Origin of the sequence: Homoserinimonas aerilata, assembly GCF_006716125.1 — a bacterium.
Taxonomy (GTDB): Bacteria; Actinomycetota; Actinomycetes; order Actinomycetales; family Microbacteriaceae; genus Homoserinimonas; species Homoserinimonas aerilata.
This window is the reverse complement of sequence record NZ_VFOM01000001.1, coordinates 1,412,808-1,426,138: the sequence shown is the minus strand read 5'-3', so window position 1 is coordinate 1,426,138 and position 13,331 is coordinate 1,412,808. Positions and strand designations below refer to the sequence as shown.

Here is a 13,331-nt window from a genome sequence, read left to right as displayed (position 1 = left end):
TCAGTCATGAAGGGCACTCCGGATCTTTCGTCGAGGGATCACGGTGATCGCGATCAGGCCCGCGAGCAGGAATATCGCCAGGACGAGGACACCGGCCCCGGCGCTGCCGACCACCAGGTCGTTCTGGAGCAGCACGCTCGCGGTCGTCTTGAACTGTTCAGTGATCGCGAGCGGGCCGGTCAACGCGGACAGGACCGAGAACGAGTCCCCCGCGACGGGAACAGCCGGCACGGGGTTCAGCAGTGCCACAGGCCGGGCGGCGGAGCCCAACTGGGGCAGCACGAATGTGATTCCGCTCCACACCACGAACGGCACAAGGAAGGCGGTGCTCTCGCGGCGGGCGAACAGGCCGGAGATCATCCCGATGATCGCGAAGACCATCAGCAGCAACCACGACGTGCCCGCGAAGCCCACCAGCCGGGCGGTGAGGTCCCCGCCGAGGGGGGTTCCGGTGATGATCGCGATCGAGACCCAGCTGATCAGGGTGCTCACCAGTGACACCGTGGCAAGGACCAGCCCGATCCCGGCCAGCTGCCCGAGCAGACGCGCCTGGATGGCGAGAGGGCGGGTGAGCACCAGGATGGAGGTGCCCTGCTTGCGGTCGCGGAGCGTGGCCTGCGCGCCGAGGACGATCGCCATGAGGCACCCGATCAAGACAACGTAGATCGCCGAGTTACGTGCGTAGTACAGCGGGGCCACGTCAGTGAACGGGTTGGGCGCGGCGGTCAGACCCGCCGCGAGGATGCCCTCATACACGGAGGTGACGGTACGCGTGGTGATCCATCCGATAATCGCAGACACGGACACCATGCCGACGAACACCATCAGTAGCAATAGTGCGATGCGTGCGCGGGTGATGCTGAGCACCTCATGCCGGGCGCTCGTCCAGAAGCCATTCACGGTGTCCCGGCCCGCTCCAGCTGGAAGAAGATCTCCTCCAACGACTGCTCTTCGGGATACGCCGCCAGAGTGCTCGCGACCGTGTCATGGTGCACCAGGCGTCCTTGATTGAGGATGCCGATGCTGGTGCACGTGCGGGTGACCTCTGAGAGCAGATGCGTGTTCATGAACACTGTCAGCCCGAGTTCCTTGTTCAGTCGCACGATCGTCTCGCGCAGGGTTCGGACGCCCTCCGGGTCCAGGCCAGACGTCGGCTCGTCCAGAAAGAGAACGGCCGGGGCGTGCAGGATCGCCTGTGCGATCCCTACCCGCTGACGCATACCCTTGCTGAACGTGCCCAGCCGTTGGCTGTCGTGCCCCGTGAAGTCCAGGAACCGCAGAACATCCGCGATCCGTGCATCCGGGCGGCGCAACCCCGACAGTCGACCGAAGAACTGCAGATTCTCCACCAGCGTCAGATTGTCGTAGAACTGCACGTTCTCCGGCAGATAGCCGATCAGACTGCGCACCGCCGCAGCATCCGCGATGATGCTCTTCCCTCCGACCACCGCGTCTCCCGACGTCGGCGGAAGCAGGGTGGTCAGCATGTTGACCGTCGTCGTCTTGCCCGCCCCGTTGTGGCCGAGCAGGCCGAAGATCTCGCCCGCCGGGATCTCGACACTCACATCGGTGACCGCGGGTGTGGCCCCGAACCTGCGGCTGAGCCGCGTCAGGACGATCGCTGAATCTCTCATGACAGTGACGTTAGAACCCCGATCATGAGACCAGGATGAGAGACGATCGGCGAGCAGATGTCAGCTGCTTCGTCCACGAGCCGTCTCCGACCGCGACGTGCCGATGGGTGCGATGTCCGCAGCATGGTGGTGCTCTGCATTCGTCGCGGCGGGGCGGCGGATGAGTAGCTGCCTCCTTGGATCGAATATGGGCTGATCTGATCATCGGCGTTGGCCTGCTCGACAGGGACCTCCATCGAAGAGAATGCCCGAGATCCGTCCGCATACAGACGGACCGTCACCCGTCCGGGCGGGGTATCGGATGCGGCGCGACCAAACGCCTCTGTCTCTCAACAGTTGCAGCCTCTTGTGCGTTCATTTCGGCCTTCTGGTGACGCCCGCCCACGAGGCCGAACGACATGACTACGAGCCTCAGCCCGCGACGGCCGACGGCGTACAGTGAACCGAAATTTGGAGGAGAGCCTATGGACCCCTTGTCATTGCTCGCCCTGACCGCCGTCACCATTGGGGTGTTGGCTTACGCCGTCTACGGTGCCGTCCGCAAGGGTGTGCGCGATGGTCTAAAGGACGATCGTGAGAGACTCCGTGCGGAAGAGCACGCCGATCAGAACGGCGAGATGAAGTAGTCCTCACGCCAGTCCTCACCGGTTGGCGAACAGAATGCGAGTTGTTAGGGTCTTGCGAAGAGGTCAGGGAGGACCTCACGAATAAGGGGGGCGAGGTAGCGGACGTTGTCGCTGCTGTAGCCGTTTTCACCGTGGTCGCAGGCCGTTGCGGGTTCAATGGCGTCGGCCATCACGTCCTCCGGGTTCGTCATGGTCATCGGTCGAGGATGGTCCGGGTCGTGGTCTCCGGCCTGAGGTCGAGGCGTCGCAGCAGCTGGGCGTTGAGGGCGACGACGATCGTGGACAGCGACATTAGGATCGCGCCGACCGACATCGGCAGGATGAACCCGATGGGTGCGAGGACGCCGGCGGCGAGGGGGACGGAGATGAGGTTGTAGGCCGCGGCCCACCAGAGGTTCTGCTTCATCTTCCGATACGCCGCACGGGACAGCTCGATCACGGAGAGCACAGAGCGGGGGTCGTCGCTGGCGAGGATGACCCCAGCCGAGGCGATCGCCACATCCGTGCCCGCTCCGATGGCGAGCCCGACGTCGGCCTGCGCGAGGGCGGGGGCGTCATTGACGCCGTCGCCGACCATCGCGACCTTCCGGCCCTCTTTCTGCAGCTCTTGGACCTTCGCGGCCTTGTCTTCGGGGCGCACGCCGGCGAAGACCCGGTCGATGCCGAGATCCTGCGCGACGGCATGTGCGACGGCCTCGGCGTCTCCGGTGATCATGACCACCTGCACGCCCAAGACGTGCAGCGCGTCGACCGCTTCGCGCGACTCCGAACGCACCTCGTCGGCGAGCTTCAGCGCACCGATGACGTCCCCATCCTGAACGACATGGAGGATGATCGCGCCATCGGCACGCCACTGGTCTACGACGGGAAGCTCATCTGCGTTCTCTTCGGTGAGGAGGTGCGGTCCACCCACCCGGACGGTGGTGCCGTCCACGGTTGCGGTGACGCCAACGGCGGGAGACGAGGTGAAGTCACGGCTTCCGGGCACCGTGAGCTTCTTGTCGGCAGCGGCACGGACAATGGCCTTCGCCAGAGGGTGCTCACTGTCTACCTCGGCGGCGGCAGCGAGGGCGAGCACCTGGTCTGCGTCACGACCGTCGGTGACTGACACTTCGGAGACGCGGGGCTCGCCCTTCGTGAGGGTCCCGGTCTTGTCGAACAGCACCGTGTCAACGGTGCGCATGCTCTCCAACGCCAGACGGTCCTTGACGAGCACCCCGCCGCGCGCGGCGCGCTCGGTCGCGATCGACACGACCAGAGGGATGGCAAGACCGAGCGCGTGGGGGCAGGCAATCACCAAGACGGTGATCGTGCGGATGACCGCGGCATCCGGGAAGCCCACCAATATCCACACGATCGCGGTGATGGCCGCAGATCCCAGCGCGAACCAGAACAGCCACCCCGCGGCGGTGTCGGCGAGACGCTGGGCGCGAGAGGACGAGCTCTGCGCTTCGGTCACCAGCCGCTGAATGCCCGCGAGGGTGGTGTCGTCACCGGTCGCGGTGATCTCGACACGCAACCCGGAATCGGTGGCGACAGTGCCCGCCGTGACCGTGTCGCCCGTGCCGCGAGTGACCGTACGGGATTCGCCCGTGACCATGGATTCATCCATCGACGCGCGACCATCAATAATGCGCCCATCCGCGGGAACGCTGCCACCAGGCCGAACGACGACAACATCGCCAACGACGAGCTCAGTGGGTGAGACGACGACGACCTCGCCGTTCTCGACACGTTCCGCCTCATCCGGCAGAAGGGCGGCCAGGGAGTCGAGGGCGGAGGTGGTCTGGGCGAGGGAGCGCATCTCGATCCAGTGGCCGAGCAGCATGATCACAATCAGGAGTGCCAGCTCCCACCAGAAGTCCAGATCGTGATGCAGCAGCCCCACGCTCGCACCCCAGGATGCGAGGAATGCGACCGTGATCGCGAGGCCAATCAGGAGCATCATCCCGGGCTTGCGGGAGCGGATTTCGCTGACGGCGCCGACGAGGAACGGTTTCCCGCCCCAGACATACATCACCGTTCCGAGCACTGGCGACACCCAGGCGATCCCGGGGATGTCGGGGAGGGTGTAGCCGAGGATCATCGAGAACATGCCCGACAGGGCAACGGTCGGGACCGCCAGGATGAGCATGATCCAGAACAACCGCCGGAACTGTCCGACGTGATCCCCATGGCCACCATGACCCTCGTGACTGTCGTGACTGGCGCCCTCGTTTCCGTGGACGCCGTGGGCACTGTGCGTCTCGTGCCCGGCCGGGCTGGGGGAAGCGGGATGCGCGTGCGTATGTTCGACCTCGTCGTTGTGCGAGTGGCTCATGGTCATATCCTCCTCGGAGTAATGAACCTGTGGGGCTGCCAGGGCGGCGGACCCCGCGAGTGAAGTAGTCAGGCTGCGGCCGCGTATTTTGCGGGGTCAGCGTCGAAGCGGGGGCCGCATGCGGCGCAGCAGAAGTAGTAGCGGGTGCCCTCGTAGTCGCGGAACAGTCCCGCGGACTCGGCATCCGCCTTGACGACAACACTGCCGGCCATCACGGGGCATTGTGCGAGTTCCTCCGCGGATGGGGCGAGGAGATCTGTGCGTCCTTCGGCGGCGACCGCACCGTGATTGTTATGGCTGCAGCAAGATCCAGTGGGGGAATCGGACATGTGGGTGTTCCTCTTTCACGTTCGAGTGGTTCGTCTCTGACGCGGACAACCATATACCCACCGGGGGTATTCCTGTAGAGTGTGCGGAGCGGCATGAACTCGCTCAAATAGACGTCTACTGAAGCAGATTCGCGCACTGGTCCAGGAACTCGTCACTCGGCTGTGGGCGGTGAATCAGTTCCCCGAGGGTGCGCAAAGTCGACGGTGCTAGCGTGTGTCGCGGGAGGGGAGAGACAAGCATGCAGATCGCATCACGCATTCAGCGTCAGCAACTGTCGCTGCGCGTCCTTCTCCCGCTCGTCGGTGCGGCTGTCTTGATCATCGTCGGCCTGCTTGGCATGCATACCTTCAGTGCGGATCCAGCCGGCCACGGCACCGTCACCGCACACCACTCCGCGACGACGATGGCCGCGGATACCGGCCACGACGCACTGACACCGGCAGCCTCCGAGGCTGCCTCCGTTCCCTGTGATGACGCCTGCCTCTCGGGGACAGGGCAAGGCCATCCGGACATGACCACGGCCTGCATCCTCGCGCTGCTTGCCGGACTACTCCTCCTACTGCGCCCAATCCTCGTGGCCCGTCGTCTCGGGCCGCCTCTGCAGATCGTTGCGTCCTCAGTGCGCCTGCAGGCTGTGAGTATCCTGCCGCGCACACCCTCGCCCTTAGCCCTCTCGATCAGTCGTACCTGATAGGTCGCAACCGGCATCTCGCCGGCATCATCGCGTCCCCTCTGCGTGGCGCGCTACTCCCGACCCCTCACACACGACCCCATCGAAGGAATTACTCATGAAGAAGCTTCCCCTTGCCTTCGGCACTGGCATGCTCAGCCTCGCTCTCGTTCTCACGGGCTGCGCTGACGCATCAGCACCGACAGGCGAAACCACCACATCGTCCGATACCTCGTCCACCGCCACGGCGAACGACGCCGACGAGATGTTCGTGACCATGATGATCCCGCACCACCAGCAGGCCATCAAGATGGCCGACATCGTGCTCACCAAGGACGGACTCGACCCACGTGTCGCGGAGCTCGCCCAACAGATCAAGGACGCCCAAGGCCCAGAGATGGACCTGATGCTCGGCTGGCTCGAGAACTGGGGCGTCGAGTACGACCCCGACGCCATGGGCGGCATGGACCACGGATCAATGGACGACTCCGGCGACGGCATGATGTCCGACGAAGACATGACGGCCCTGGAAGAGGCAGACGCCACGCAAGCGAGCCGCCTCTTCCTCGAACAGATGATCATGCACCACGAGGGCGCCGTGGACATGGCGCGCACCGCGCTCGACGACGGTCAGAACCAGGACGTCCTCGACCTCGCCCAACAGGTGATCGACGACCAAACCGCCGAAATCTCAACCATGCAGGACCTCCTCAACGAGCTGTGAAACTTCCGGGCGGGTCGACACCCGAAACGGCCCGCCCGGCCTCACCAGGTCACAACACCCCCAGCTCCCGCACCCCCGCCCGCGATCTGTCGCCCGGTGCGGAAACCTTTTACTACTACCGGAGACCCTATGAACCGCCTCCTGCCCCTGACCGTTCTCACCACGCTGGCCCTCACGATCACCGGGTGTGCCAGCACACAGACAACCGCAACAGACATCGCCCCGCCGCGCATAGAGCATGTCCACGGCATCGCCGAAGACCCACGCGGGAGCGACCTACTCGTCGCCACCCACAACGGCATCTTCACCGTCACCCCCACCGGTGACGTCTCCGGCCCCATCGGCGGCCACGACTTCGACGCCATGGGATTCACCGTCACCGACAACACACTCTTCGCCTCCGGGCACCGCGGGCCCGACACCGCGGCAGAGCTCGGCGCGCCCAACCTCGGAATCATCCAAAGCGATGACTACGGCCAGACATGGTCCCCGGTTGCGTTGAACGGCAGCACGGACTTCCATGTCCTCACCGCCGGCCCCGACGGCACCCTCTACGGGATCGCCTCCAGCGGGGTCGACCTCCTCCGCAGCACCGACAGCGGCGGCGAATGGACCCGAGGAGCATCCATCGCCGCAGCGGACCTCGTCGTCACGGACGACGGCCTCTACGCCGCAGCAGAAGAAGGACTACTTCACAGCACCGACCAAGGCGTGACATTCTCCCGCGACGAAAGCGCCCCACTGCTCTACACGCTCGACGCACGCCCCGATGGCACCCTCCTGGGCGTAGGTACCGACGGCGCGATCTGGACACAGAACCCGGACAACACCTGGCAGAGCCTGGAAGCACTCGAAGGTGCCGTTCAAGCTTTCAGCGTCATCGACGCCAACCGCATCGTTCTCGTCGATGATCGCGGCATCGTCGAGATCACCCCCGACGGAACCACCATCCTCAGCCCACCTCGATAGCCGGAACTCACCATGAACAGATTCAAGACATCGCTCCAAAGCCCCGCCGACTTCATCGCCGCCGGGACCATCTTCGTCATCCTGCTCACAATCGTCAGCTACTCCTCATCATCTGGGCCCTCCGGTGAAGCACGCGCATCAGGCGCCGTACCCGCATCACCTCCGGCACCTTCCCACCCACCCCGGACGAGCGACTACTCCACGGCATGAACGCGTACATCGCAGGCTTGTGCAACTCGGACAGCTGCTACAGATCCCGTTTGTCGCCATCGGCCACGACCCACGCAACGAGCTCGTGCGCGGCCAAGTTGAACTCAACGAAGACGGTTACGTGTGTGTGCAGCATCCCACCACCGCGGCAGGAACCGGCTGCGGAGCTGCGCTCGACGCGCAGCATTATCTCGCTGGGCTTGTCGAAGCAGCCCTAGGTCTGGACGAAGTTGGCGTCGCATACGGCGTTCGGCTTGCGGGACGCCTGATACGCGAACCTGCGCACCAATCCTGCTCAGGTTCATCCCCAACGAGCGCTCACTTGGCTTGCGCCGTTGGCGAGCACAATTAAGAACGGAGGTGGGGCCAGATGTGGCCGTCGCGGTAGGGTCACTTCAGGTTGACAAAGCCACAGTCTGCGGACGGTGGAGTCATCGTGCGACGGATCGTTCGGTTCTGCACAGTTGCCGCCGACATGGCAATAGAAATGATTCAGCTCGTCATTCGGCTGGTGGTATCGAAAAGTTCCAGCTCTCCGGGGTGTAACTGGTGTTGGCAAACGAAGGAACGGTCCTTGATGCGCCAGAGTCCTTGGCCCACGCCGAGCCCGGGCAGCAACCTCTGCTCGGTGCCGGTAAGCCCGAGCGCTCTCGCAGTGGCTCCGAGCTGATCGGATTCCTGCCGGTAGATGATTCGCGTCTCGGCGTTAGCGAGAAGGCTGCTTGCCAGCGCTCGCATCGCGGAGCCCTGGTCACCGACATTCTCCAAGTCGGTCAGCTTGTGGAAGATCAACATGTTCGCGATCCCGTAGTGGCGGGCGAGCCGCCAGTGCGCATCCATCCGACGCAACAACGCCGGATGAGACATGAGGCGCCATGCCTCGTCGTAGATGCACCAGCGCTGACCACCGTTGGGGTCGAGTAGGGCGGATTCCATCCAAGCCGACGAACAGGTCATGAGGACCGAGGTCAGAGTCGAGTTCTCTGTGACTCTCGATAGGTCAAGAGAGATCATCGGTAGTGACGGATCGAAACGCACTGTCGACGGACCATCGAAGAGTCCGGCGAGGTCACCGGCGACAAGACGCCGAAGTGCATGCCCGACGAGACGCCCGTCTTCAGCGAGGCGCCCATCCGGATCGGCCTGCTCTGTCGGGGTGAGGATGTGTTCGACAATCATTGGCAGGATCGGTACATCGTTGCTGCGAACGACCCCGGTCAGAGCAGTGTCGATCGCAGTGTGTTCCAAAGGCGTGAGGGGGCGCGTCAGAACCGTTTCGGCGAGTGCGCCGATCAAGTCGCGTCGTCGAGCGGCGACCGTGGATGCCCAGGTCTCCTCGCTCATTCCGGCGGGTCGGTAGCCTTCGTCGAGAGGATTGAGCCGAGCGGCAAGCCCATGACCGAGCACGATCGCCCGCCCACCCACAGCTTCAGCGATCGCAGTGTGCTCGCCCTTCGGATCGCCGGGGACGTAGACGCGACGACCGAACGGGATCGAACGTGTGTAGAGGCTCTTAGCCAAGCTGGATTTTCCGGAGCCGACAATGCCTGCGAGCACGAGGTTCGGGGCGGTGATGAGGCCGCGCGCGTAGAGCACCCAGGGGTCGTAGACGAAAGATCCCCCGGAGTACAGATCCTGACCAACGAAGACCCCGTCGGATCCGAGCCCACCTTCAGCCAAGAATGGGTACGCACCCGCAAGGGTTGCCGAGGTGTCTTGATGCCGTGGCAGACGAAGCCTTCCGGGCGAACGCAGCTGAGCTGGTCCCGGTTCACCAGTAGGCGAAATGTATGTGGTTGCCCGACGCTCAGCCAGATCCGCGGCGTACTTTGCGCGGGATGCCTGATGCTTAGCCCTCAGTTGCTCCGCTTGCAACTTCGCGGCAGCCTGCCTGCGCTGCTTGCGTATGCGCCGCTTCTCGGATGCTGGAGCGACGAGGACCGCAGTGTGCAGGCGCTCGGCATTGTTGCGGCTCACAGTGCCAGACCTCGCTGCTGCCTGACCGCCGTGATGCTGGCGGGCTCAAACCAAGAAACTCTCTGAGACTCGCGAGCCCGGCTCGGTGCCGACGGAGCAGCAAGGCTTCGAGCGTCATCTGGCAGTTGATCTACCATGTCCACCGCGTGGATTCGGTAGAGCGCGACGTGCGCGAACGCGTGACTGTAGGCGAGGTGGTAATCACCGTCGTGCAGTTCATGCTCAAGCGGCCCGCTCGGCGGCGCGTCGTAGACGTATCCATTCTCCATCGCTGCGCTGGTGGTCTCGTCGCCGTAATCCCAGTACTTCAGATGGTTGAGCCCGGCGAGAGCACCGTCGGCGTCGATTATGTCCAGCACCTCTCCCGCCTCTTGACCTTGCATGAAGACGACATTGATCCAACGAGCGACAGCCGGTGCTTCGCTGGCTGGAACTTCGTGCCAAGCAACGCGACTCGCCGCACCCGCTGCGGCGTCGAGTCGTTCCTCGGCCTGGTCGATCAGGGTCGCGGCTTGGTGTAGTTCGTCGGCGGCTGCCAGGGCATCCTTGGATCCGATGGAGTGGTCACCTTGGTCGTCGAACGCGCGAGGGCGATTCTTGACGTGGGCGGAGGCGAGCTGATCGAGAATCTGCTTGAGCGATTGCACGCCTGAAAGCAGGTCACCGAGAACGCCGTAGAGATTCTGAGGACTCTCGAACGTTCGTGTCGCGTGGGCGAGACCGCGCAACGCTTCGGATGCTTCCCCGGCGTCAGCGCCGGGATCGTAGAACGTGGGCATGGCGACCTCCCAAGGTAGTTGCGTGACATCCAGGAGGTGCACGCAACGATCCTCTACGTCGAAGGCCCCAGTGGTGGGTCAATCGGACGCCACGTGAACAAGCAACATGAGGCTGAGGGCATGTATTCGTGCGCTTGCGCCGACGGGTCACCATGATGTTGCTCGCTCGCCAACTTGGCTCTCACTGCAACACTGTGCGGGCAGAGCCGCGCTAGGACGCCACGATTCGCCATTCTGTCCGGGGATCGTCGCTTGCGAACAGGATCTAGGTTCTATGACCTTTCCACTCTTTAGAGACTCCTGGACGACGAGGGCCGGGCTCTTCAGATCCTTAAACGTGCTTGTCTGAGCCAGTTCCGTGATCGTGGCAAGTAGCTCAGATACCTGCGCATGTCGATGTCCCAAGTCATCGGCACTTCTGCCCGAAGCCCTCAACACTCGTGGCGTCAGCCGATCCCACGGATAGGCAGCTGTCGTGCATCCCATGGGATGCGCGACAGCCATTGCGGCCTATAAACCAAGGTCGGAAGGCTGGACGTTCTCCCGATTCTCGCGATCAAATGCCAGCAATGCTTCTGGCGGTTCGCGTCTATCAGAACGGCCCGCGCGACTCGCCGAAAACGATCGTTTCCGGCGCGGTATCACTTGGTTGCCGGGGCGGTCGCCGCTAACGGGAGCCGGAACCCCGTTCTGGCATGGGCCTTCGGTTGGTGCCGCGACCGGACTTGCTAGCGGTCGAGCTGCGGAGGGCGCGTTTGTGGCGGGCGTATTCTTGTCCGATGACTCGACCTCTCACGAAGTGGCATTCCGCGCACGCAGAGCTCGACCTACGTCGGGATGTGCCTTCCATAGCCGCGCCGGGAGAAAGAACGGGGCGATGATGTTGGCGACGCATCCGGGTGAACCCCACCGCGGCGATCTCGCTGGGCGGCTCAACTGGCTCAGAGCCGGAGTGCTCGGCGCGAACGACGGCATCGTGTCGGTCGCGTCGCTCGTCGTCGGTGTCGCGGGGGCGACGACCGATTCCGCGACGCTGCTCGCCGCGGGTGTCGCCGGTCTCGTCGGCGGTGCGATCTCGATGGCGCTCGGGGAGTACGTGTCGGTGAGCAGCCAGCGAGACAGCCAACGGGCTCTGATCGAGAAGGAACGAGGAGAGCTGGCCGATAATCCTGCGACCGAGCTCGAGGAGCTGGCGGGCATCTATCAGGCGAAAGGTCTTAGCCCGGCGACCGCACGCCTCGTTGCGGAGGAGCTCACCGCGCACGACCCGCTGACCGCGCACCTCGAAGCGGAACTAGGCATCACGGAGAATCAGGTGGTCAGTCCGTGGGCGGCGGCGGGGGCCTCCGCACTTGCCTTCGCACTCGGAGCGCTGCTTCCGCTCTTGGCGATACTGCTCCCGCCTCCCGAGATCCGGGTGCCGGTCGCTTTCGCGGTGGTGCTGCTGGCGCTCGCGCTGACCGGATTCCTGAGCGCGAGGATCGGCGGGAACCCCGCGCTGAGGCCCACGATCAGGGTGGTGCTCGGTGGGGCGATCGCGCTGGTGGTCACGTTCGCGATCGGTACGCTGCTCGGGACGAGTGGCGTTGCCTGAGAGACAGATATGAGTTGCCTATCGGGAGCCGTTCCTTAGACCTGTCTCAGAGTCGGCGCAGCACGATTCCCCTATGACCACTCTGACGACGAGACCGCGTGCTTCCGTCCCCGCCGCTTCCCCTGAGCCACGGCGGGCAGCCCATGGCCGCGCGCGGGTCTGGCGTGCAGCGGCGATCACGGTGATCTGGGCGACCAGCCTGTTCGTCGTCGCTTTGTGGATCGCCTGTGGTGGAGTGACCGCAGTCCTGGGAGTCAACGCCGAGACCGTCACGACGCTCGGACGCCTCACCGGGTTGGTCGCGGCGAATCTGCTGCTCTATCAGGTGCTGCTGATGGCGCGCGTCCCGCTGTTCGAGCGCGGATTCGGTCGCGACGGGATCACGCGGCTGCATCGCTTCGTCGGATTCTGGTCGTTCTGGTTGATGGGCGCGCACATCGCACTGCTCGCGGTGGGCTACGCGATGGCTGCCGGCATCAACCCGCTCGTCCAGCTGTGGAGCTTCATCTGGGAATACCCCGGCATGCTCCTGGCGACTGCCGGCACTCTGCTGATCCTGCTCGTGGTCGTCACCTCGATCCGGCGTGCTCGTCGGCACCTGCGGTACGAGTCCTGGCACCTCCTGCACCTGTACGCGTACCTGGGCGTCGGGCTCGCGCTGCCGCACCAGCTGTGGACGGGCGCCGACTTCCTGTCCTCACCGATCGCGACCGTCTACTGGTGGTCGATCTGGGCGCTCTCCGCAGGATCGGTACTGCTCTTCCGCATCGGGATGCCGCTGCTGCGGTCCACTCGTCGGGCCCTGCGGGTGGCGGGGGTCGAGGCGGACGGTGCTCGGGGCGTCACCATCCGGGTCACCGGTCGCGACCTCGCGACGCTCGGTGCCAGGGCTGGTCAGTTCTTCGTCTGGCGGTTCCTCGATGGACCAGGCTGGACTCGCGCGCACCCGTTCTCGCTCTCCGCTGCGCCGGGAAGCGAGCTGACGTTGACTGCCCGTGTGCTGGGCGACGGCACGCGACGCCTCACCGCGCTGCTCCCTGGCACCAGGGTCATCGTGGAAGGACCATACGGGGAGATGACCGGTGAGCGCAGGACCGGGACGAAGCTGCTTATGATCGGCGCAGGCGCCGGGGTCGCACCGCTCGTCTCGCTGCTCGAGACGGAAGGCTACGGACCGGGAGAAGCGATGCTTATCACCCGGGAGTCCGCGGCCGAGGACGCTCTTCGGCAGGAGGCCATCGCTCACCTCATCAGTACCCGTGGCCTGAGCTACCTGCCGTTCATCGGCCCGCGATCTTCCGGCGCGTCGAGCTGGATCCCTGCCACGCACGAGGCGTGGTCGGGCGCAGATCTCCTCCGCCATCTCGTGCCGGAGCCGAAGGACCACGACGTGTTCATCTGTGGCGGTGAGGCCTGGATGAAAGACCTCAGGCGCGACCTGGTTGGCGCCGGGTTCCCCGCCCATCGCATCCATTCCGAATCGTTCACGATCTGAGCA

13 protein-coding genes and 1 pseudogene are annotated in these 13,331 nt (G+C 64.5%); 7 read left to right on the top strand and 7 right to left on the bottom strand.

The window, feature by feature from the left end; translation table 11 throughout:
* Positions 1 to 900, bottom strand: a complete 900-nt coding sequence (locus FB562_RS06725) for an ABC transporter permease (protein WP_036296859.1) — start codon at positions 898 to 900, stop codon at positions 1 to 3.
* Positions 897 to 1,634 carry an ABC transporter ATP-binding protein gene (locus tag FB562_RS06720; protein ID WP_036296862.1) on the bottom strand — a complete coding sequence of 246 codons (738 nt, stop codon included), beginning with the start codon at positions 1,632 to 1,634 and terminating at the stop codon, positions 897 to 899. Before FB562_RS06720 ends, FB562_RS06725 begins: the two co-directional genes overlap by 4 nt.
* A 464-nt stretch (positions 1,635 to 2,098) precedes the next feature.
* Between FB562_RS06720 and FB562_RS13620 the strand changes: the two genes are divergently transcribed.
* The gene (locus FB562_RS13620) at positions 2,099 to 2,260 is read left to right on the top strand and encodes a hypothetical protein (protein WP_185740470.1); all 162 of its coding nucleotides are present in this window, start codon (positions 2,099 to 2,101) and stop codon (positions 2,258 to 2,260) included.
* A gap of 44 nt (positions 2,261 to 2,304) precedes the next feature.
* On the opposite strand, the gene FB562_RS13615 is transcribed toward FB562_RS13620, so the two are convergent.
* From FB562_RS13615 to FB562_RS13940, 3 genes are all read right to left on the bottom strand, one after another.
* Positions 2,305 to 2,457, bottom strand: coding sequence for a hypothetical protein (locus tag FB562_RS13615; RefSeq protein WP_158497520.1), 153 nt, complete (start codon positions 2,455 to 2,457; stop codon positions 2,305 to 2,307).
* A complete protein-coding gene (locus tag FB562_RS06715) occupies positions 2,454 to 4,586 on the bottom strand; it encodes a heavy metal translocating P-type ATPase (protein WP_373457221.1) in 2,133 nt (710 codons plus the stop codon). The genes FB562_RS13615 and FB562_RS06715 overlap by 4 nt, the downstream gene beginning before the upstream one ends.
* A 62-nt stretch (positions 4,587 to 4,648) precedes the next feature.
* Positions 4,649 to 4,792 carry a YHS domain-containing protein gene (locus FB562_RS13940; RefSeq protein WP_306342084.1) on the bottom strand — a complete coding sequence of 48 codons (144 nt, stop codon included), beginning with the start codon at positions 4,790 to 4,792 and terminating at the stop codon, positions 4,649 to 4,651.
* A gap of 356 nt (positions 4,793 to 5,148) precedes the next feature.
* Here FB562_RS13940 and FB562_RS06705 point away from each other — a divergent pair, with 356 nt between their 5' ends.
* The 4 genes and pseudogenes from FB562_RS06705 to FB562_RS13785 all read left to right on the top strand — a co-directional run.
* The gene (locus FB562_RS06705; RefSeq protein WP_036296872.1) at positions 5,149 to 5,601 is read left to right on the top strand and encodes a DUF6153 family protein; all 453 of its coding nucleotides are present in this window, start codon (positions 5,149 to 5,151) and stop codon (positions 5,599 to 5,601) included.
* A gap of 97 nt (positions 5,602 to 5,698) precedes the next feature.
* Complete coding sequence (locus FB562_RS06700; protein ID WP_036296875.1) at positions 5,699 to 6,304, top strand: DUF305 domain-containing protein; 606 nt, start codon at positions 5,699 to 5,701, stop codon at positions 6,302 to 6,304.
* Between the two features lie 129 nt (positions 6,305 to 6,433).
* A complete protein-coding gene (locus FB562_RS06695; protein ID WP_141880421.1) occupies positions 6,434 to 7,273 on the top strand; it encodes a F510_1955 family glycosylhydrolase in 840 nt (279 codons plus the stop codon).
* 259 nt (positions 7,274 to 7,532) lie between these two features.
* Positions 7,533 to 7,835 (top strand): annotated as a pseudogene (locus FB562_RS13785) (hypothetical protein); the annotation flags it as partial.
* Between the two features lie 140 nt (positions 7,836 to 7,975).
* On the opposite strand, the gene FB562_RS06685 reads toward FB562_RS13785, so the two are convergent.
* Positions 7,976 to 9,460 (bottom strand): ATP-binding protein, encoded by a 1,485-nt coding sequence (locus tag FB562_RS06685; RefSeq protein ID WP_141880420.1) that lies wholly within the window; start codon positions 9,458 to 9,460, stop codon positions 7,976 to 7,978.
* On the bottom strand, positions 9,457 to 10,239 hold the full coding sequence (locus FB562_RS06680) for a hypothetical protein (protein ID WP_141880419.1): 783 nt from the start codon (positions 10,237 to 10,239) through the stop codon (positions 9,457 to 9,459). Before FB562_RS06680 ends, FB562_RS06685 begins: the two co-directional genes overlap by 4 nt.
* 877 nt (positions 10,240 to 11,116) lie before the next feature.
* Between FB562_RS06680 and FB562_RS06675 the strand changes: the two genes are divergently transcribed.
* Positions 11,117 to 11,833, top strand: coding sequence for a VIT1/CCC1 transporter family protein (locus FB562_RS06675; RefSeq protein ID WP_136042897.1), 717 nt, complete (start codon positions 11,117 to 11,119; stop codon positions 11,831 to 11,833).
* Between the two features lie 73 nt (positions 11,834 to 11,906).
* Positions 11,907 to 13,328 (top strand): ferredoxin reductase family protein, encoded by a 1,422-nt coding sequence (locus tag FB562_RS06670; protein ID WP_042538265.1) that lies wholly within the window; start codon positions 11,907 to 11,909, stop codon positions 13,326 to 13,328.
* The last annotated feature ends 3 nt before the right edge of the window (positions 13,329 to 13,331 follow it).

Coding starts and splice junctions, on each gene's coding strand:
- FB562_RS06720 (WP_036296862.1), bottom strand. CDS start 1,634: ATGAGAGATTCAGCGATCGTCCTGACGCGGCTCAGCCGCAGGTTCGGG.
- FB562_RS13620 (WP_185740470.1), top strand. CDS start 2,099: ATGGACCCCTTGTCATTGCTCGCCCTGACCGCCGTCACCATTGGGGTG.
- FB562_RS13615 (WP_158497520.1), bottom strand. CDS start 2,457: ATGACCATGACGAACCCGGAGGACGTGATGGCCGACGCCATTGAACCC.
- FB562_RS06715 (WP_373457221.1), bottom strand. CDS start 4,586: ATGACCATGAGCCACTCGCACAACGACGAGGTCGAACATACGCACGCG.
- FB562_RS13940 (WP_306342084.1), bottom strand. CDS start 4,792: ATGGCCGGCAGTGTTGTCGTCAAGGCGGATGCCGAGTCCGCGGGACTG.
- FB562_RS06705 (WP_036296872.1), top strand. CDS start 5,149: ATGCAGATCGCATCACGCATTCAGCGTCAGCAACTGTCGCTGCGCGTC.
- FB562_RS06700 (WP_036296875.1), top strand. CDS start 5,699: ATGAAGAAGCTTCCCCTTGCCTTCGGCACTGGCATGCTCAGCCTCGCT.
- FB562_RS06695 (WP_141880421.1), top strand. CDS start 6,434: ATGAACCGCCTCCTGCCCCTGACCGTTCTCACCACGCTGGCCCTCACG.
- FB562_RS06680 (WP_141880419.1), bottom strand. CDS start 10,239: ATGCCCACGTTCTACGATCCCGGCGCTGACGCCGGGGAAGCATCCGAA.
- FB562_RS06675 (WP_136042897.1), top strand. CDS start 11,117: ATGATGTTGGCGACGCATCCGGGTGAACCCCACCGCGGCGATCTCGCT.
- FB562_RS06670 (WP_042538265.1), top strand. CDS start 11,907: ATGACCACTCTGACGACGAGACCGCGTGCTTCCGTCCCCGCCGCTTCC.